The sequence below is a fragment of the Streptomyces sp. NPDC001832 genome (assembly GCF_040297265.1).
Classification (GTDB): domain Bacteria; phylum Actinomycetota; class Actinomycetes; order Streptomycetales; family Streptomycetaceae; genus Streptomyces.
The window spans coordinates 26,399-44,344 of record NZ_JBEOYU010000048.1 but is presented as its reverse complement, the minus strand read 5'-3'; the positions used below and the strand labels follow the sequence as shown (position 1 = coordinate 44,344).

19 protein-coding genes are annotated in these 17,946 nt (G+C 68.9%); 6 read left to right on the top strand and 13 right to left on the bottom strand.

Annotated elements, in window-relative coordinates; genetic code table 11:
* Nucleotides 1–145: 145 nt before the first annotated feature.
* Both ABT115_RS26845 and ABT115_RS26840 read right to left on the bottom strand, forming a co-directional pair.
* The gene (locus tag ABT115_RS26845) at nucleotides 146–415 is read right to left on the bottom strand and encodes a DUF6243 family protein (protein WP_351794817.1); all 270 of its coding nucleotides are present in this window, start codon (nucleotides 413–415) and stop codon (nucleotides 146–148) included.
* Between the two features lie 254 nt (nucleotides 416–669).
* Entirely contained in the window at nucleotides 670–2,052 is a 1,383-nt protein-coding gene (locus ABT115_RS26840) for a glycine--tRNA ligase (protein WP_351794814.1), read from the bottom strand.
* A gap of 209 nt (nucleotides 2,053–2,261) precedes the next feature.
* Here ABT115_RS26840 and ABT115_RS26835 point away from each other — a divergent pair, with 209 nt between their 5' ends.
* From ABT115_RS26835 to ABT115_RS26820, 4 genes are read left to right on the top strand one after another with little or no spacing between them, the layout of a single operon-like run.
* Nucleotides 2,262–3,215: a metal ABC transporter substrate-binding protein gene (locus ABT115_RS26835; protein ID WP_351794811.1), complete on the top strand. Its 954-nt coding sequence runs from the start codon at nucleotides 2,262–2,264 to the stop codon at nucleotides 3,213–3,215.
* Nucleotides 3,216–3,253: 38 nt separating this feature from the next.
* Nucleotides 3,254–4,036, top strand: coding sequence for a metal ABC transporter ATP-binding protein (locus ABT115_RS26830; protein ID WP_351794808.1), 783 nt, complete (start codon nucleotides 3,254–3,256; stop codon nucleotides 4,034–4,036).
* Nucleotides 4,037–4,038: 2 nt separating this feature from the next.
* Nucleotides 4,039–4,938, top strand: coding sequence for a metal ABC transporter permease (locus ABT115_RS26825; RefSeq protein ID WP_351794806.1), 900 nt, complete (start codon nucleotides 4,039–4,041; stop codon nucleotides 4,936–4,938).
* 59 nt (nucleotides 4,939–4,997) lie between these two features.
* The gene (locus ABT115_RS26820) at nucleotides 4,998–5,432 is read left to right on the top strand and encodes a Fur family transcriptional regulator (protein WP_351794803.1); all 435 of its coding nucleotides are present in this window, start codon (nucleotides 4,998–5,000) and stop codon (nucleotides 5,430–5,432) included.
* A 58-nt stretch (nucleotides 5,433–5,490) separates the two neighbouring features.
* Here the strand turns inward: ABT115_RS26820 and ABT115_RS26815 are convergent, their stop codons facing one another.
* From ABT115_RS26815 to leuA, 4 genes are all read right to left on the bottom strand, one after another.
* The gene (locus tag ABT115_RS26815; RefSeq protein ID WP_351794801.1) at nucleotides 5,491–6,312 is read right to left on the bottom strand and encodes an isoprenyl transferase; all 822 of its coding nucleotides are present in this window, start codon (nucleotides 6,310–6,312) and stop codon (nucleotides 5,491–5,493) included.
* Nucleotides 6,313–6,347: 35 nt separating this feature from the next.
* Nucleotides 6,348–7,094, bottom strand: coding sequence for a DNA repair protein RecO (gene recO, locus ABT115_RS26810; RefSeq protein WP_351794798.1), 747 nt, complete (start codon nucleotides 7,092–7,094; stop codon nucleotides 6,348–6,350).
* Nucleotides 7,095–7,219: 125 nt separating this feature from the next.
* A complete protein-coding gene (locus ABT115_RS26805) occupies nucleotides 7,220–7,897 on the bottom strand; it encodes a TerB family tellurite resistance protein (protein ID WP_351794822.1) in 678 nt (225 codons plus the stop codon).
* A gap of 306 nt (nucleotides 7,898–8,203) precedes the next feature.
* Nucleotides 8,204–9,988: a 2-isopropylmalate synthase gene (gene leuA / locus ABT115_RS26800; RefSeq protein WP_351794795.1), complete on the bottom strand. Its 1,785-nt coding sequence runs from the start codon at nucleotides 9,986–9,988 to the stop codon at nucleotides 8,204–8,206.
* A 295-nt stretch (nucleotides 9,989–10,283) separates the two neighbouring features.
* On the opposite strand from leuA, the gene ABT115_RS26795 reads away from it, so the two are divergent.
* Both ABT115_RS26795 and ABT115_RS26790 read left to right on the top strand, forming a co-directional pair.
* Nucleotides 10,284–11,360, top strand: coding sequence for a M4 family metallopeptidase (locus ABT115_RS26795; RefSeq protein ID WP_351794793.1), 1,077 nt, complete (start codon nucleotides 10,284–10,286; stop codon nucleotides 11,358–11,360).
* A gap of 37 nt (nucleotides 11,361–11,397) precedes the next feature.
* The gene (locus ABT115_RS26790; protein ID WP_351794790.1) at nucleotides 11,398–11,664 is read left to right on the top strand and encodes a protealysin inhibitor emfourin; all 267 of its coding nucleotides are present in this window, start codon (nucleotides 11,398–11,400) and stop codon (nucleotides 11,662–11,664) included.
* A gap of 93 nt (nucleotides 11,665–11,757) precedes the next feature.
* On the opposite strand, the gene era is transcribed toward ABT115_RS26790, so the two are convergent.
* From era to ybeY, 7 genes are all read right to left on the bottom strand, one after another.
* Nucleotides 11,758–12,732, bottom strand: a complete 975-nt coding sequence (gene era / locus ABT115_RS26785) for a GTPase Era (RefSeq protein ID WP_351794787.1) — start codon at nucleotides 12,730–12,732, stop codon at nucleotides 11,758–11,760.
* 62 nt (nucleotides 12,733–12,794) lie between these two features.
* Nucleotides 12,795–13,739: a WxL protein peptidoglycan domain-containing protein gene (locus ABT115_RS26780; RefSeq protein ID WP_351794784.1), complete on the bottom strand. Its 945-nt coding sequence runs from the start codon at nucleotides 13,737–13,739 to the stop codon at nucleotides 12,795–12,797.
* 84 nt (nucleotides 13,740–13,823) lie between these two features.
* Entirely contained in the window at nucleotides 13,824–15,203 is a 1,380-nt protein-coding gene (locus ABT115_RS26775; protein ID WP_351794781.1) for a WxL domain-containing protein, read from the bottom strand.
* Between the two features lie 214 nt (nucleotides 15,204–15,417).
* Nucleotides 15,418–15,771, bottom strand: coding sequence for a cytidine deaminase-like protein (locus ABT115_RS26770; protein ID WP_266361613.1), 354 nt, complete (start codon nucleotides 15,769–15,771; stop codon nucleotides 15,418–15,420).
* A gap of 36 nt (nucleotides 15,772–15,807) precedes the next feature.
* Nucleotides 15,808–16,161 (bottom strand): MmcQ/YjbR family DNA-binding protein, encoded by a 354-nt coding sequence (locus tag ABT115_RS26765; protein ID WP_351794777.1) that lies wholly within the window; start codon nucleotides 16,159–16,161, stop codon nucleotides 15,808–15,810.
* Complete coding sequence (locus ABT115_RS26760; RefSeq protein WP_351794774.1) at nucleotides 16,158–17,444, bottom strand: hemolysin family protein; 1,287 nt, start codon at nucleotides 17,442–17,444, stop codon at nucleotides 16,158–16,160. The genes ABT115_RS26765 and ABT115_RS26760 overlap by 4 nt, the downstream gene beginning before the upstream one ends.
* Nucleotides 17,441–17,938, bottom strand: coding sequence for an rRNA maturation RNase YbeY (gene ybeY / locus ABT115_RS26755; RefSeq protein WP_351794771.1), 498 nt, complete (start codon nucleotides 17,936–17,938; stop codon nucleotides 17,441–17,443). The genes ABT115_RS26760 and ybeY overlap by 4 nt, the downstream gene beginning before the upstream one ends.
* Nucleotides 17,939–17,946 lie beyond the last annotated feature (8 nt).

Sequence of the window (17,946 nt, the reverse complement as noted above, 5' to 3'; positions counted from 1 at the left end):
GGCGCGGACGAGGTGTGCCGGGAATGGCCGAGGCTTGCCGGGAGGGTCGGTTGTTTCGGGTGGTGGCTGCGGGACAGCCCTTACCCGGGGCCGGCGGATCACTCCAGGTGATCCGGGCCCACGGTCGTACGGGTGTTGAGGGGCGTCAGCTCTGTGCCGGGGTGTCCTGCTCGGACGGACTCGGCTGCGCGGAGTCGTCGGACGACGGCCCGGTCTGCGCGGCGGTCGAGGCAGCCTGCGTGGAGGCCGGTTTTGACTGAGCGCGCTCACGCATCTTGCGCAGCAGCTCCTGCTTCTGGTCGGCAGCCGTCTTGCGGTCGGCGTTGCGCGCAGGGCCCGCGCCCTGCTGCTCGGCGCGGGACAGCTTCTTGCGCTGTCCGCCCACACCGAGGAGGTTGTTGCGGCTCTTGGCCACGGCGTTCTCCCATTCGTGGTGAGAAGTGAGGTTTGAAGCGGAATCGATCCGATGGGCGGCGGGTGGTCGGACCCGCCGTGCTCTCACTCGTAGATCTGGAAGAACGAATACATGCCGAAACCGTACCCCGGCCCCATCGGCCGCCGCACCCGGTTTTCCCGCGCGTGGCCGCGAACGCTCAGCGTGGACAGTGCGCGGCGAAGCCCCCGGTTCCATGCGAGGAACCGGGGGCTTCGCCGTAAAGCCGTGGTGCGTCAGCAGCCCAGCAGACGGGCGCCGAGGTACGCCTGGATCTGGTCCAGGGAGACACGCTCCTGCTTCATGGTGTCGCGCTCGCGGACGGTCACCGCGTTGTCGTCGAGGGTGTCGAAGTCGACGGTGACGCAGAACGGCGTACCGATCTCGTCCTGGCGGCGGTAGCGGCGGCCGATGGCGCCCGCGTCGTCGAACTCGATGTTCCAGTTCTTCCGCAGGTCGGTCGCGAGGCCCTTGGCCTTCGGCGACAGCTGCGGGTTGCGGGACAGCGGCAGGACGGCGACCTTGACCGGCGCGAGGCGCGGGTCAAGACGCATCACGGTGCGCTTCTCCATGACGCCCTTGGCGTTGGGCGCCTCGTCCTCGATGTACGCGTCGAGAAGGAAGGCGAGCATCGCGCGGCCGACACCGGCTGCCGGCTCGATGACGTACGGAGTCCAGCGCTCGCCGGCCTCCTGGTCGAAGAAGGACAGGTCCGTGCCCGAGGCCTCGGAGTGCGCCTTGAGGTCGTAGTCCGTGCGGTTGGCGACGCCCTCCAGCTCGCCCCACTCGCTGCCGCCGAAGCGGAAGCGGTACTCGATGTCAGCGGTGCGCTTGGAGTAGTGCGAGAGCTTCTCCGCGGGGTGGTCGTACCACCGCATGTTCTCCTCGCGCAGACCCAGGCCGGTGTACCAGTTCCAGCGCTGCTCCATCCAGTACTCGTGCCACTTCTCGTCCTCGCCCGGCTTGACGAAGAACTCCATCTCCATCTGCTCGAACTCGCGGGTGCGGAAGATGAAGTTGCCCGGAGTGATCTCGTTCCGGAAGGACTTGCCCATCTGGGCGATGCCGAACGGCGGCTTCTTGCGCGACGTCTGCTGCACCTGGCCGAAGTTGGTGAAGATGCCCTGGGCGGTCTCGGGACGCAGGTAAGCGACCGAACCGGAGTCCTGGGTCGGGCCGAGGTGGGTGGAGAGCAGACCCGAGAACTGCTTGGGCTCGGTGAAGGTGCCCTTGTTGCCGCAGTTGGGGCAGTTGAGCTCGGTCAGGCCGTTCGCGGGCGCGTGGCCGTGCTTCTCCTCGTACGCCTCCTCCAGGTGGTCGGCGCGGAAGCGCTTGTGGCAGGAGGTGCACTCGGTCAGCGGGTCGGTGAACGTGGCGACGTGACCGGAGGCAACCCACGCCTCGGGGGCCAGGATGACCGACGAGTCGAGGCCGACCACGTCCTCGCGCGAGGTGACCATGTAGCGCCACCACTGGCGCTTGAGGTTCTCCTTCATCTCCACGCCCAGCGGCCCGTAGTCCCAGGCGGCACGCTGACCGCCGTAGATCTCACTGCAGGGATAGACGAAGCCACGGCGCTTGCTCAGGCTGACGATGGAGTCGATCTTGTCGGCGGCCACGGTGCTCTCTTCATTACGACGACGAAATTTGGACAGGGGTGGCGCGAAGCGCCTAGGTGGGGGGTGGTGGTCGGGAGACGGGCGGGCGAATGCTTCAGATTACCGGCGGGCATGCCCCCTGTATCAAATCAGTACCGGCACAGTCGGCCGAGGGGGCACCCGATCAGCCTTGTTGACAATCGTTTCCAATTTCATTGAAAATGACTGTCATGAACGTAAGCCGCCTCATACCCACCGTCACCGTCGTCGGAACAGTCGTCCTCGGCCTCACCGCCCTCACCGCCTGCTCCGCCTCGGATGCCGCCGACCACAAGAACGGCGACAAGCTGAATGTGGTGGCCTCGTTCTATCCGATGCAGTTCCTGGCCGAGCAGATAGGCGGGAAGCACGTCTCCGTCACCACGCTGACCAAGCCGGGCGTCGAGCCGCACGACCTGGAGCTCACCCCGCGACAGATCGGCGGACTCAGCGACGCCGACTACATCCTGTACCTCAAGGGCATCCAGCCCGCCGTCGACGACGCCATCAAGCAGTCCGGCTCGAAGCATGTCGTCGACGCCTCGAAGCTCACCGCGATGGAAGACCACGGCACCGAGGCCGGCGCCGGCGAACACGGTCATGAGCACCACGGCGACGAGGCCGGAGCCGACCCCCACATCTGGCTGGACCCGGTGAAGTACGCCGAGGTCGCCGAGGGCGTCGGGAAGTCCCTGGAGAAGACCGACCCCGACCACGCCGCGGACTACCGCAAGAACACGGACGCGCTGGTCGACAAGCTCGACGCGCTGAACACGGCGTACGAGACGGGTCTGAAGGACACCGCGACCAAGACCTTCATCACCACCCACTCCAGCTTCGGGTACCTCGCCGAGCGCTACGGCCTGACTCAGGAGGGCATCGCCGGCATCGACCCCGAGGCCGAGCCCAGCCCGGCCCGGATCAACGAGATCCACACCATCGCGGAGAAGAACAAGGTCACCACCGTGTTCTTCGAGACGCTCGCCAGCGACAAGACCGCGAAGACCCTCGCCAAGGACACCGGCCTGAAGACCGACGTCCTGGACCCGCTGGAGGGAATCACGGACAAGTCCAAAGGCGACGACTACTTCGAGGTCATGCAGTCCAATCTCGCAGCCCTGCAGAAGGCGCTCGGCGCGAAGTGACCCACGTAACACCCACCACAGCAGCACCGGAGGCGCACATGCCCGAGCCCGGGAGCACCACGACTGAACCCGTGATAGCCCTGCGCGGCGCAACGGCCACGCTCGGCGCGCGTCCGGTGCTGCGCGGCATCGACGTGACCGTCCACCGCGGCGAGGTCGTCGCCCTGCTCGGCGCCAACGGCTCCGGCAAGTCGACCGCCGTACGCTCCGTCATCGGCCAGGTACCACTCACCGGCGGCTCCATCGAGCTGTTCGGGACCCCGCTGCGCCGCTTCCGCGCCTGGGCGCGCATCGGTTACGTACCCCAGCGCACCACGGCGGCCGGCGGCGTCCCCGCCACCATCCGTGAGGTCGTCTCCTCCGGGCGCCTCTCCCGTACGAAGCTGGGCCTGCTCCGCAAGGCCGACCGGGCCGCCGTCGACCGGGCCATCGACCTCGTGGGCCTCGCCGACCGGGCCGAGGACTCGGTGGACGCGCTCTCCGGCGGGCAGCATCAGCGGGTGCTGATCGCCCGGGCGCTGGCCGCCGAACCAGAGCTGCTGATCATGGACGAGCCGATGGCCGGCGTCGACCTGGCCAGCCAGGAGATCCTCGCCTCGACGCTCCGCGCGCAGGTCGCGGCCGGCACCACCGTGCTGCTCGTGCTGCATGAGCTCGGGCCGCTGGAGCCGCTGATCGACCGTGCGATCGTGCTGCGCGACGGCTGTGTGATGCACGACGGGCCGCCCCCGAAGGCGCTGGGCCAGCACGCCCTGCCCGGACACGACCATGTACACCCCCACGCGGCCTCCGAGCCCGTCCGGACGGGACTGCTGAGCTGATCATGGAATTCCTCAACCCTCCGTTCATGCAGCGGGCCCTGCTCGCCGCCGTCCTGGTCGGCGTCATCGCCCCCGCCGTCGGCATCTATCTCGTCCAGCGCCGACAGGCCCTGATGGGCGACGGCATCGGCCATATCGCGATGACCGGTGTCGGCCTCGGCTTCCTGCTCTCCACCAGCCCGGTGTGGATGGCCACGGCGGTCGCCGTCGTCGGCGCCGTCGTGATGGAGCTGATCCGGTGGTACGGACGCACCCGCGGCGACATCGCGCTGGCCATGCTGTTCTACGGCGGTATGGCAGGCGGTGTCCTGCTGATCAACCTCTCCGACACCGGCTCCAACGCCAACCTCACCTCGTACCTCTTCGGCTCCCTCTCCACGGTCTCCACCGAGGACATCACCGCGATCTGTCTGCTGGCCGCCTTCGTGCTGCTGGTGACGCTGGGGCTGCGCCGGCAACTGTTCGCGGTCAGCCAGGACGAGGAGTTCGCCCGGGTCACCGGGCTGCCGGTGCGCGCGCTGAATCTGCTGGTAGCCGTGACGGCGGCGGTGACGGTCACCGTGGCGATGCGGGTCGTCGGGCTGCTGCTGGTCAGCGCGCTGATGGTGGTACCGGTCGCGGCCGCGCAGCAGATCTCCAGGTCCTTCAAGGCGACGTTCGTACTGTCCGTCGTCATCGGTACGGCGGTGGCCCTGGCCGGCACCGTGACCTCGTACTACCAGGACGTCCCGCCCGGCGCGACGATCGTGCTGCTCGCCATCGTGGTCTTCGTCGTTCTGACGCTGCTCGCGGCCCCGCTGGCCAGAAGGCGCGGCCGCCGGAGCGAAGCGGCGTTGGAGGAGTGCACTCTTGAGGTACCGGCCTCCCGTCCGGCGACGGACGAACTCCCGGTTCGGCCGTGACGCCCGGACGGGCTGGCACAATGGCCCGACACAGGTACGGGCGACACGAGGAGGCTGCTGTGGCGACGGCGCCGATCAGTGGAACGAACGCGGCTCCGGTACGCGGCCGGTCGACCCGACAGCGGGCGGCGGTGGCTGCGGCGCTCGACGAGGTGGACGAGTTCCGCAGCGCCCAGGAGCTGCACGATGTGCTCAAGCACCGCGGCGACTCGGTCGGTCTGACCACCGTCTACCGCACACTCCAGTCCCTCGCCGATGCGGGCGAGGTCGATGTGCTGCGCACCACGGACGGCGAGTCCGTGTACCGGCGCTGCTCGACCGGGGAACACCACCACCATCTGGTGTGCCGGATGTGCGGCAAAGCCGTGGAGGTCGAGGGACCCGCGGTCGAGCAGTGGGCGGAGACGATCGCCGCGCAGCACGGTTATGTGAACGTGGCCCACACGGTGGAGATCTTCGGGACGTGCGCGGAGTGCGCGAACGCGAAGGAGTAACGGCCTCGCCCACTGGCAATCGTGGGTGAGGCCGTAAGGGCCGCCCGGGGCGCCCCGGTCAGCCCGTAGGCTCCTGAGCCGTCTCCACCGCACCGCCGAAGCGCCGGTCCCGCTGGGCGTACTCCAGGCAGGCCCGCCACAGGTCGCGGCGGTCGAAGTCCGGCCAGAGCACGTCCTGGAAGACCATCTCGGCGTATGCGCTCTGCCAGATCAGGTAGTTGGATGTGCGCTGCTCGCCGCTGGGGCGGACGAAGAGGTCGACGTCCGGCATGTCCGGGTAGTAGATGTACTTCGCGAACGTCTTCTCGTTGACCTTGGACGGGTCCAGCTTCCCGGCTGCGACGTCCTGCGCGATGCGCTGTGCGGCGTCGGCGATCTCGGCGCGGCCGCCGTAGTTGACGCAGAAGTACAGCGTCATCCTGTCGTTGTCCTTCGTCTGCTCCTGGGCGACCTGGAGCTCCTGGACGACGGACTTCCACAGCTTCGGCATGCGCCCCACCCAGCGGATACGGATGCCCAGCTCGTCCATCTCGTCACGGCGGCGGCGGATGACGTCCCGGTTGAAGTTCATCAGGAACTTCACTTCCTCCGGGGACCGCTTCCAGTTCTCGGTGGAGAACGCGTACAGCGAGAGGTTCTTGACGCCCATCTCGATGCAGCCCTTGAGGACGTCCATCACGACGCCTTCGCCGACCTTGTGGCCCTCGGTGCGCGGGAGGCCGCGTTCCTTGGCCCAGCGGCCATTGCCGTCCATCACGACGGCGACGTGCTTGGGCACCAGCTCGTCGGGGATCTTCGGGGGCGTGGCGCCGGAGGGGTGCGGCTCCGGGGCCTTGTAGTCGCGCCGGTTACGGCCGCCGAGCATCCCGCGTACTGCCATGAACTGTCTCGCTCCCTGTGCCTGATCTGCCTGTGTCAATTCTCTACGTACCGCAGTGAGCGCAGCCCGCGCTCCAGATGCCAGTGCAGATAGGCGGACACCAGTCCGCTCCCCTCCCTGACATGACGCGCATCACACGCATCCGCCGTCTCCCAGTCGCCGGTGAGCAGTGCGCTCAGCAGGGTGACGGCCTCAGCCGAGGGTACGACGCTGCCGGGTACCCGGCAGTCGCCGCATATGACACCGCCCGCCGCGACGGAGAAGAACCGGTTGGGTCCGGGCATGCCGCACTTCGCGCAGTCCTCGAAGCTGGGTGCGTAGCCGTTGACGGCGAGCGAACGCAGCAGGAAGGCGTCGAGGACGAGATGCGGCTCGTGTTCGCCACGGGCGAGGGTGCGCAGCCCTCCGACGAGCAGCAGATACTGCTGGACCGCGGGCTCGCCCTCGTGGTCGGTGAACCGCTCGGCGGTCTCCAGCATCGCGGTGCCCGCAGTGTAGCGGGCGTAGTCGGTGACGATGCCGCCGCCGTACGGGGCGATCGTCTCGCTCTGGGTACAGAGCGGCAGACCGCGGCCGATCAGCTCGCTGCCCCGGGCGAAGAACTGCACATCGACGTGGGAGAAGGGTTCCAGCCGTGCCCCGAACTTGGACTTCGTACGCCGTACGCCGCGCGCGACGGCCCGCACCCGGCCGTGGCCGCGGGTCAGGATCGTGATGATCCGGTCGGCCTCGCCCAGCTTCTGCGTGCGCAGCACCACGCCGTCGTCCCGGAACAAGCTCATGCGTCCATTGTCCGGTACCGGGACGACTCATCGGCCCCATCCCGCAACCGGCCGGTCTCAGCGCCCGTCCGCCCCGCCGGCACACACGATGGTCACCAGCCGGGCCCGGTCGCGGGCGCCGGCCTTCAGGAGGGGGTACGCGCCGCCGCGGCGAGCAGTCGGGCGGTGTCCTCGGCGCAGAGCTGCAGCGCTCCGCCGACCGTCGTCAGCACCTCCCGCTCCGACGGCCCGTACGGGCCGTCGGCGAGCGCGATCCTGGCGCCCTGCAGCAGGATCGCTTCGCGTCCGGCGGGGGCCAGATGCGGAGCGAGGGGTTCCAGCGCCTCGTGCAGTTCGATGGCGAGGGCCGCGCCGCAGGCCTCGGCCGCCGGGTCGAAGGCGGATCCGTGGCCGATGTCGGTGGAGAGGACCTCGACGACGGTGGAGAGCTGTTCCTCGGTGCAGTCGTCGAACCCGGCGCCGCGCACGGCGGCGGCCGCGGTCTCCAGGACCGTACGGGAGGCGGTGCCGCCGGCCGCGAGGACACCGAGCACGACCGTGTGAACGGCGTCCCGGAGCATGGCGGAGAACCGGGTGGTGGTGGGGTGGTCGAGCACATCGGTGTCGAAGTGGGCCCGGCAGGCGGCGCATTCGACGACGGGACCCGCGGTGCCGCGCCTCAGCACCGGGACACCGAGCACCGTGAGGCGCCGACGGCCGGTGAGCCGACGGTAGTTGCGGTCGCCGCCGCAGCCGGGGCAGAAGAACTCGCCGTCACCGACGGTGTCCCAGATGGTGCGGATGCCGCAGATACGCATCTTCATGGCGCGTTGTCCCAGGGCTGACCGCACGTCGCACACCTCCGTAACTCCCCCGTAGCCCCAAGGGCACGGGAGGTGCCCCCTTCGGCAACATTGCCGTGTCGACGTGATGTTAACCACAGTGATGACGTGGCGTCAGCACCTCGATCGCCATAACCGCCGGAGATGGCCGAACCCCGCCCCCCGGATAGCGACCTCACCCACGATTGGCAGTGGGCCGCTGCCGTTCGTGGGTGAGGCCATAAGAAGCAGTTCTAAGGGTGGGCGGGGTCTTCGGCCGTGCGCATTCAGGCCCTTTCGGGCACCGGGTCAGCGGGTGGCGCGGTTGACGGCGGAGACGACCGCCTTCAGCGAGGCACGCATTGTGTTGGCGTCGATGCCGATGCCCCACAGAACCTTTCCGTCGATCGCGCACTCGATGTACGAGGCGGCCTGGGAGCTGGCGCCCTCGCTCATGGTGTGCTCGGTGTAGTCCAGCAGACGGGCGTCGATGCCGATGGCCTGCAGCGCTTCGAAGAACGCGGAGATCGGGCCGTTGCCGGTGCCGCTGAGCACGGTGTCCGTGCCGTCCACCGTCGCCTCGACGGTGATGGTGTCCTGGCCGTCGGAGCCGGTCGTGGTCTGGCCGGAGCGGAGCTGTACACGCCCCCACTGGGCCGCGGAGTTGTGCGGGTTCGGCAGGTATTCGTCCTGGAACGTGGACCAGATCTGGGCCGGCGTCACCTCGCCGCCCTCGGCGTCGGTCTTGGCCTGAATGATCCGGGAGAACTCGATCTGCATCCGGCGCGGCAGATCCAGCTTGTGGTCGTTCTTCAGGACGTAGGCAATCCCGCCCTTGCCGGACTGCGAGTTGACCCGGATGACGGCCTCGTAACTGCGGCCGACGTCCTTCGGGTCGATCGGCAGGTAGGGCACCGCCCACTCGATCTCGTCGACCGTCTTGCCCTGGGCGGCCGCGTCGGCCTCCATGGCGTCGAAGCCCTTCTTGATGGCGTCCTGGTGGGAGCCGGAGAAGGCGGTGTAGACCAGGTCGCCCGCGTAGGGGTGGCGCGGGTGGACCTCCATCTGGTTGCAGTACTCGCTGGTGCGGCGGACCTCGTCGATCTGCGAGAAGTCGATCTGCGGGTCGACGCCCTGCGAGAACAGGTTCATCCCCAGGGTGACCAGGTCGACATTGCCGGTGCGCTCGCCCTGGCCGAACAGGCAGCCCTCGATCCGGTCGGCACCGGCCATGATGGCCAGTTCGGCGGCGGCGACGGCGGTGCCGCGGTCGTTGTGCGGGTGGACCGACAGGCAGACGAACTCGCGGCGCGACAGGTTGCGCGACATCCACTCGAACCGGTCCGCGTGCGTGGACGGGGTCGAACGCTCCACGGTGGCGGGCAGGTTGAGGATGATCTCGCGGCCCTCCTCCGGCTGCCAGACGTCACAGACCGCCTCACAGACCTCCAGGGCGAAGTCCAGCTCGGTGTCGGTGAAGATCTCGGGGCTGTACTGGTAACCGAAGATCGTCTCCGGGCCCAGCAGCTTCTCCGCGTACTCCATGACCAGCCGGGTGCCGTCCACGGCGATCTGCTTGATGTCGTCCTTCGAGCCGCGGAAGACGACCCGGCGGAAGGTGGGTGCCGTCGCGTTGTACAGGTGCACGGTCGCACGGCGGGCGCCGATGATCGACTCGACGGTCCGCTCGATCAGGTCCTCGCGGGCCTGCGTCAGTACGGAGATCGTCACGTCCTCGGGGATCGCGCCCTCTTCGATGATGGAGCGGACGAACGCGAAGTCGGTCTCACCGGAGGACGGGAAACCGACCTCGATCTCCTTGTAGCCCATGCGTACGAGCAGATCGAACATCTCGCGCTTGCGGGCCGGCGACATCGGGTCGATCAGGGCCTGGTTGCCGTCGCGCAGATCGGTGGACAGCCAGCGGGGCGCGACGTTGATCCGGTTGTCCGGCCAGGTGCGGTCGGGGATCTCGACGGCCTCGTAGCGGCCGTACTTGTGGATCGGCATCCCGGACGGCTTCTGCAGCTGGGTCGCGTTGGTGATCGGCGTCGGGCGGCCAACAGCGGTCTCGGCGGGAATTGCGGCGGTCATGGCGTACGGCTCCTCGGGGGTCCAACCAATGGGACGGCCGACTGTGTCGCTGCAACACCAGACTCCGCGGGGAGGGGGTCGGCCTACGACTACAGGCCCTCGCCGCGGCAGCTAAGAAGAAGCAGCCCGAAACGCATGATGCGACGAGAGTAGCCGAGAGGCGCCTGATGCACCCCTCCCGTATCAGCATGCGGGACCGGACGCCGGAAACGGCCAACAGTGATCGATCACTCCATTTCGTCAATTCTGGTCGCAACCAGTGACATTGCGATTACCTGGTGCCACAGTCGGCTTCATGCAGCCTCAGTCTCAGCACGGGTTCCACCCCGTCTTCTGCACCATCGTGCCGCCCCATGTCCTCGACAAGCTGTCGCAGTCCGACAACCCAGATCTCGCAGGCCCGGCCCGCCGCACCCTGGAGGGCGACGCCGCCCGTCGCACCCGCCGCCAGATGGCAACGGTCGTCACCGTTCCTGTCGCCCCCGCGACCGAGGGGGAGGCGTCCGACAAGCCCGACCGGACGCTGTACGACTGCCGCCACCGCACCCAACTGCCTGGCACCAAGGTCCGCGCCGAGGGGCAGGAGCCGACGAAGGACGCAAGCGTCAACCGCGCATACGCGGGACTCGGCGCCACCTTCGAACTGCTGCTCAAGGCGTACGGACGCCGTTCGATCGACGGCAACGGGCTGCCGCTGATCGGCTCCGTGCACTACGACGAGAAGTACAACAACGCCTTCTTCGACGGCGAGCAGATGGTCTTCGGCGACGGGGACGGGGAGATCTTCCTGGACTTCACCGTCGCCATCGATGTGATCGCCCACGAGCTGGCGCACGGCCTGACCCAGCACACCGCCAACCTGAGCTACTACGGCCAGTCCGGCGCGCTCAACGAATCGGTGTCCGACGTCTTCGGTTCCCTGGTCAAGCAGTACTCCCTGGGCCAGAGCGCCGACCAGGGCGACTGGCTGATCGGTGCCGGACTGCTGGCTCCCCGGGTCCAGGGTGTCGCCCTGCGCTCGATGAAGGCGCCGGGAACCGCGTACGACGACGACGTACTCGGCAAGGACCCGCAGCCCGCGTCGATGGAGGACTACGTCCACACCAGCGAGGACAACGGCGGGGTGCACCTCAACTCGGGCATCCCGAACCGCGCGTTCTATCTGCTGGCGACGGCACTCGGCGGCAATGCGTGGGAGCGGGCCGGGCAGCTCTGGTTCGATGTGCTCACAGGTGGTCAACTGGCCGTGGACGCGGACTTCACGTCCTTCGCCCGGCTGACGGTGGCTGCGGCTCGCAGCCGCTTCGGGGAAGGTGACGAGGCGGAGGCGGTCCTGAAGGCGTGGTCGGAGGTGGGCGTCCCGACCGCGTAGAACAATCCCGGGCCCGTCCGGCAATGGAGGACACCGCATGCGGATTCAGGTCAGCAGGACCGGCGGCTTCGCCGGCATCGCACGCCACCGCGAGGTCGACACCACCGGACGGGCCGACGCCGCCCAGTGGGAGGCACTGGCCGAATCGGCACTGGCCGCGGGCCACGGCACCCCGCCCGCGGGCGTACCGGACGGCTTCCGGTACCGGATCACGGTCGGCGACCGGACGGTCCACTGCGCGGACCCGAAGCTGACCGAAGCCCAGCGCACACTGGTCTCACGCGTCCTGAAGGAGGGCGCGTGAGACGGGCCTGCCGCTGACTCCGGTCTCACGTGGGAGCGCGTACGGCTGAGAAGCCGAGACCGGTCTGAATCCACGGCCGGACTCGGACGGCGGTCAGAACCCCAGCTTGCGCAGCTGCTTCGGATCGCGCTGCCAGTCCTTGGCGACCTTCACATGCAGGTCCAGGAAGACCGGTGTACCAAGCAGCGCCTCGATGTGCTTGCGCGACTTCGTACCGACGTCCTTCAGCCGCTTGCCCTTCGGGCCGATGATGATGCCCTTCTGGCTGGGGCGCTCGATGTAGACATTGGCGTGGATGTCGAGCAGCGGCTTGTCCGCCGGACGGCCCTCGCGCGGCAGCATCTCCTCGACGACGACCGCGATGGAGTGCGGCAGCTCGTCCCGTACGCCTTCGAGCGCGGCCTCGCGGATCAGCTCCGCGACCATGACCATCTCGGGCTCGTCGGTGAGGTCGCCCTCCGGGTAGAGCGGCGGGCTCTCCGGGAGCAGCGGTGCGATCAGGTCGGCCAGCAGATCCACCTGCCGGTCCTTGACCGCGGAGACCGGGATGATCTCCGCCCACTCGAAGCCGAGCTCCTCACCGAGGCGGGAGACGGCGAGCAGCTGTTCGGCAAGTTGCTTGGAGTCGACCAGGTCGGTCTTGGTGATGACGGCGATCTTCGGGGTCTTCTTTATGCCCGCGAGTTCCTTGACGATGTACTTGTCGCCAGGGCCGAGCTTCTGGTCGGCGGGCAGACAGAAGCCGATGACGTCGACCTCGGCCCAGGTGGTCCGCACGACGTCGTTGAGACGCTCGCCCAGCAGCGTGCGCGGCTTGTGGAGGCCGGGGGTGTCGACCAGGATCAGCTGCGCGTCTTCGCGGTGCACGATGCCGCGCACGGTGTGCCGGGTGGTCTGGGGCCTATTGGAGGTGATCGCCACCTTCTGGCCGACCAGAGCGTTCGTGAGGGTGGACTTGCCCGCGTTGGGGCGGCCCACGAAGCAGGCGAAACCGGCCCGGTGGGGGGCGTTGTTCGCAGCCTGCTTTGCAGCGGCTTCTGTGTCAGGTCGAACGCTCATGGCGCCCATTGTCCCCGATGCCGGCGGCCCCACCGCACCAAGGGCCGCGGCGGGTCCTGCCGCGCGTCGTCTCAGGCCCTGCGGGTGCGGTTCCGACGGGCCCGTATCCACATCCCAGTACTTCCGCCGACAACCACCAGCAGGGCCCCGGCCACCAGCCAGGGCAGTGCGAAGTAGGAGACGGCGGCGGACTCGCGCGTGTCGCGGGCGCTCGCGGTCAGCTCGATCTCGCCCCATTCGAGCTGGGGCGCGCCGGCCCACTGTTCGGTCAGTCGGACCTGCTGGCGGGGCAGCAGTTCGGAGGGGATCTTCTTGAGATCGCGGGCGAGCAGGGTGCGGCCGAAAAGGCCCTCGGCCTTGAGGGCGACCTTGGGGTCGAGGGTGACATTGCCCCGGTTGTGGAGTGTGTACGAGATGACGGCCCGGCTCTTGCCGGTGCCCGGGACCAGCGGCTGGGTGTGCTCGACCTTGACGTCGTCCACGGAGAGGGCGGGCATGGTCGGTCCGTTGACCCGCAGATAGATCCGGGCACCGACCGCCTTCTGGATGCCGACGGCGACGGCTCCCGCGTCGGCGGGGTCGATGCGTTCGTCGAGTGCGACGAGTGCGCCGGGGTGGTCGCCCGGCTCGGCGTCCTTGGGAACGGTGATGGTGACCGGGACGGTGACGGAGGCGTGCGGCCGCACGGTGACCCGTTCGCGGTCGGTCCTCGCCCAGGCGCCGACCGAGCGCTGTTTCTCGTTCTGGGCGCGGACGGCGAATCCGCCGTCGCGTGCGGTGTTGTAGGCGTCGGCCGCGTACAGCCGGAAGGTCTGCGGCCGGTCCGTCTTGTTGGTGACGGTGACCTTGTCGTCGAGCGTGGCGCCGGGGTCGGCGGAGAGGTAGAAGTACGGGCGCTGACCGGCCTGTGTGGTGGCCGGGTAGACCGACCAGCTGCCGTTGTCCGCGGCGTGGGCCGCGGGGGCTCCGATCAGCAGGAGGGCGCCGGCCAGGAGGAGTACGTACAGCTTGCGCACGGTGCAGGGCCTCCGGGTTGGTCGGTTGGTCTCTGGACGGGGCGTCCGGGCGGGTGCGCGCCCGGTCCACCGGTTGATCGGGGGTCACGTGAGAGTGAGGGTGAGCACGCCGGAGTACGCGCCGGGGGCGGTGTAGGCCGGTATGTTCAGTGCGAGCCGGGCGTCGACGGTGAACTCACCGCCGGTGAAGGTCCCGTTCGGCGTGGACGCCAGCGTGGCGCCCGCGCTGCCGACAGGTCCCGGAGAACCGGCCGCACACGTGCTGGGGCTGCCGGCCTTCGTCGCACAGACCGGGGTCCAGCCGAGTGCGGATGCGCCGATCGTCGCGCCACCGGGTCCCTTGAAGTCGGTGACCTTGCCGGTCAGCGACCAGCCGGCGGGGCCGCCTCGGTAGTCCTCGACCGTCACCGTCTGCAGGGAGCCACGGGAGGCGCCGCCCCTCCCGAAGTCGACCGCCGACATCTCGACGGTGTCCCCGGCCTGGACCATGGACAGCGTGCCCGCCTTGACGGACGAGTTGAGCCGCTGGCTGCCGTCCGGGATCTCGCCACCGCCGGTGACGGTGTAGGCCTGCGGGCCTGCGCCCTTGGCCGCGTCCCAGCTGCCGCCCTCGTAGGCGACGATGCCGGTGGTCGCCGGATCGTTGACGGTGAGCCGGCCGCTGAAGCCGCCGGAGCCGTCCGCCTTGACGGTGGCCGTGTCGGCGGTCTGGGTGTCACCGGCCCGGCCCGCGAGTGTGATGTCCGCGCCCGCGGTGAATTCGGACCCGGTCACGGTGACCGCGTCGCCCGCCTTGCCGGATGCGGACCCGAGCTGGATGGCACGCTCGTTGACCTGGCCGCCGCCGTCCGTGGCGATGATCGTCTCGGAGACGGGGGCGGGCGGGTTCGTCACGGTGCAGGGAGTGTCCAGCTCCATGATGTAACTGGTGTGGATGTTGTAGTCGCCGGGCGACAGCGTGATCTGACCGGGCGCGGTGACCGTGAAGGTGCCGGTCATCGAGAACTGCGGGAATTCGCCCTTGCCGGGTACGGGGTCGTTCTTCTTCGGACCCGCGACGGTGACACTCGCGGACTGCGCACCGCCGACGGTGACCTTGCCGGTCGGCGTCATGATGTCGGCGGGCAGCGCCAGATCGACCGGGTTGCTCGCGGCCGGCTTGACCACGGTGTACGTGACGGTGACCGTGTCGCCCACCATCGGGGCGGCGTTGTCGACGGTGATCTCGGCCTTGGTGGTCCCGTCGATCGGCGGGATGCCCGCGATGGCCGGCGGAATGCAGTGGGTGGGGAAGTCCACCGGCACGGAGGCCGTGACCATGGCCTGCGCGGGGCCTGCGAGCCCCCCTCCCCCGGCGACGACGAGCGCGCCCACGCCCAGCACGGCGGCCCAGCGGCGGCCACGCGGGAGACTTTTTCGGGCATCGGATCTTCGCAGACTGAATCTTCGAACGGTCGGACGCATGGAGCCCCCTCCTGCCGGATGCGGCGCAGCGGCTCTTCTGCGCCGACGGGGGGCCATTGACGACTCCGGCCGAAGAGAAGTCAATGGAAGCGAAACGCGCCGACTGATGGGCCATCAGATGCTGTCAAGATCCTCATCCCCGCACATGGTGTGCGAACGCCCCGCGCCGGTGGGGTGCGGGGCGTTCGCACACAGTGTGTGGCTTCTGTCGGCGTCAGCCCGCCGTCACGCTGACCCGCAGCGTGCCGTCGGGTCCGGCGAGCAGTACCGGTGTGTCCGGGCCGCCCAGGTCCCGTACGGCGGCGCGGTCCGCGTCCGACGGGGTCTGCGCCTCGGAGACGACCGCGGCCGCCTCCAGCGAGGTGGCGCCGCTGGCCACGGCCATCGCCACGGCGGTCTGCAGCGCGCTGAGCTTCAGTGACTCCAGCTGCACAGTGCCCGCCACGTACGTACGTCCGGTCTCGTCCCGTACGGCCGCGCCCTCCGGGACACCGTTGCGGGCGCGGGCGCTGCGCGCCAGCGTGACGATCTTGCGGTCCTCGGGGCCGAGGTCGGTGCTCTCAGTCATGTGGCGAGCATACGGTCGCACCCACCCGTGTACCGCCTACGCCCGGTCCAGCCGCAACCGCTCCGCCTTCGGCAGCCCCGCCACCACCAGGTCGTAGGAGTCCTCGATCAGTTCGCGGAGTACTCGGTCCGGGACGCCGGAGACCGTCACCGTGTTCCAGTGCCGCTTGTTCATGTGCCAGCCCGGCACCACCGCGTCGTACACCTCCCGCAGCCGCACCGCCTCGTCCGGATCGCACTTGAGGTTCACCGTGAGCGGACGCGCATCCAGCGTGCTGAGCGCGAACATCTTGCCGAGCACCTTGAAGACGGACGTCTCCGGTCCGAACGGGAACTCCTCGACGCTCGCGTTGAACTCCAGGCAGAACACCCTCAGCTGCTGCGGAGTCACCCCGCGTCCACCCCTGGAGAGGGCTCCACCAGCACCGTGACGATCTTGTTCCGGCGGCCCGCCGGGGACTCCGCCGTCAGCCGCAGCCGGCGGCCGTCCGGCAGGTCGACGACCGACGACGCGCCGGCGATCGGCACCCGACCCAGCGCCTTCGCGAGCAGTCCGCCGACCGTTTCCACATCCTCGTCGTCGTACTCGTCGAGGCCGAACAGCTCCCCTAGGTCGCCGATGTCGAGGCGCGCGGTCACCCGGAAGCAGCCGTTCTCCAGCTCCTGGACGGGAGGGAGTTCTCGGTCGTACTCGTCGGTGATCTCGCCGACGATCTCTTCGAGGATGTCCTCGATGGTGACGATGCCTGCCGTGCCGCCGTACTCGTCGATCACGACCGCGACATGGCTGCGGTCCTGCTGCATCTCGCGCAGCAGATCGCCGGCGTTCTTCGTGTCGGGCACGAACGCCGCCGGCCGCATCGCCGTGGAGACCGGGTCGGCCTCCGACCCGCGGTTGATGTGCGTCTTGCGGACCAGGTCCTTGAGGTACACGATGCCGACGATGTCGTCCTCGTTCTCCCCGGTGACGGGGATCCGCGAGAAGCCGGAGCGCAGCGCCAGGGTCAGCGCCTGCCGGATCGTCTTGTAGCGCTCGATGCAGACCAGATCGGTCCGCGGCACCATGACTTCGCGTGCGAGCGTGTCACCGAGCTCGAAGACCGAGTGCACCATGCGGCGCTCCTCGTCCTCGATCAGCGACTCCTGCTCGGCGAGGTCGACCATCGCCCGCAGTTCCGCCTCGCTGGCGAACGGACCCTTGCGGAATCCCTTGCCCGGCGTCAGCGCATTGCCGATGAGGATCAGCAGCTGCGGGACCGGGCCCATGACCCTGGCCAGCGGCAGCAGGACGTATGCCGCTGCCGTGGCCGTGTTCAGGGGGTGCTGACGGCCGATGGTGCGCGGTGACACACCGATGGCGACATAGGAGACGAGGACCATCACGGCCATGGCGACGGCCAGCGCCTCCCAGGTCTCCGGGAACTCCTCCAGGCAGACGTACGTGACGAGCACACCGGCCGACATCTCGCAGGCGACCCGCACCAGCAGGGCGACATTGAGATAGCGGGTCGGATCCGCCGCGACCTGTTCCAGCTTCTGGCTGCCGCGCCGACCGGAACGGACCGCCTCGGCGGCCCGGAAGCTCGACGTGCGGGCGATGCCCGCTTCCGCACAGGCCGCCAGCCAGCCGACGACGACCAGCAGGACGGCACCCAGGACGAGGGGAACGCTCATGAGACGGTGGGGGCGGGCGACGGGCCGGTCAGGCCGTGCTCGGCGCGCCAGCCGTCGACGATCGCGGCCTGGAGGCCGAACATCTCGACCTTCTCGTCCGGCTCCTCGTGGTCGTACCCGAGCAGATGCAGCACTCCGTGGACGGTGAGGAGCTGGAGTTCCTCGTCCATGGAGTGCTGGGTCTCCGCGTCCTCCCCCTGCTTCTTGGCGACCTCCGGGCAGAGCACGATGTCACCGAGGAGCCCCTGCGGGGGCTCCTCGTCATCCTTGGACGGCGGACGGAGTTCGTCCATCGGGAAGGACATGACATCGGTGGGACCCGGCAGGTCCATCCACTGGATGTGGAGCTGCTCCATGGCGTCGGTGTCCACCACGATCACCGAGAGTTCGGAGAGCGGGTGGATCCGCATCCGCGCGAGCGCGTAGCGGGCGATGTCGAGGATCGCCTGCTCGTCGACCTCGGTTCCGGACTCGTTGTTGACGTCGATCGACATGGTGCGGT

Coding starts and splice junctions, on each gene's coding strand:
- ABT115_RS26770 (WP_266361613.1), bottom strand. CDS start 15,771: ATGACTGAGAGCACCGACCTCGGCCCCGAGGACCGCAAGATCGTCACG.
- ABT115_RS26830 (WP_351794808.1), top strand. CDS start 3,254: ATGCCCGAGCCCGGGAGCACCACGACTGAACCCGTGATAGCCCTGCGC.
- ABT115_RS26835 (WP_351794811.1), top strand. CDS start 2,262: ATGAACGTAAGCCGCCTCATACCCACCGTCACCGTCGTCGGAACAGTC.
- recO (WP_351794798.1), bottom strand. CDS start 7,094: ATGAGCTTGTTCCGGGACGACGGCGTGGTGCTGCGCACGCAGAAGCTG.
- era (WP_351794787.1), bottom strand. CDS start 12,732: ATGGGCGCCATGAGCGTTCGACCTGACACAGAAGCCGCTGCAAAGCAG.
- ABT115_RS26795 (WP_351794793.1), top strand. CDS start 10,284: ATGCAGCCTCAGTCTCAGCACGGGTTCCACCCCGTCTTCTGCACCATC.
- ybeY (WP_351794771.1), bottom strand. CDS start 17,938: ATGTCGATCGACGTCAACAACGAGTCCGGAACCGAGGTCGACGAGCAG.
- ABT115_RS26760 (WP_351794774.1), bottom strand. CDS start 17,444: ATGAGCGTTCCCCTCGTCCTGGGTGCCGTCCTGCTGGTCGTCGTCGGC.
- ABT115_RS26805 (WP_351794822.1), bottom strand. CDS start 7,897: ATGAAGATGCGTATCTGCGGCATCCGCACCATCTGGGACACCGTCGGT.
- leuA (WP_351794795.1), bottom strand. CDS start 9,988: ATGACCGCCGCAATTCCCGCCGAGACCGCTGTTGGCCGCCCGACGCCG.
- ABT115_RS26775 (WP_351794781.1), bottom strand. CDS start 15,203: ATGCGTCCGACCGTTCGAAGATTCAGTCTGCGAAGATCCGATGCCCGA.
- ABT115_RS26790 (WP_351794790.1), top strand. CDS start 11,398: ATGCGGATTCAGGTCAGCAGGACCGGCGGCTTCGCCGGCATCGCACGC.
- ABT115_RS26825 (WP_351794806.1), top strand. CDS start 4,039: ATGGAATTCCTCAACCCTCCGTTCATGCAGCGGGCCCTGCTCGCCGCC.
- ABT115_RS26815 (WP_351794801.1), bottom strand. CDS start 6,312: ATGGCAGTACGCGGGATGCTCGGCGGCCGTAACCGGCGCGACTACAAG.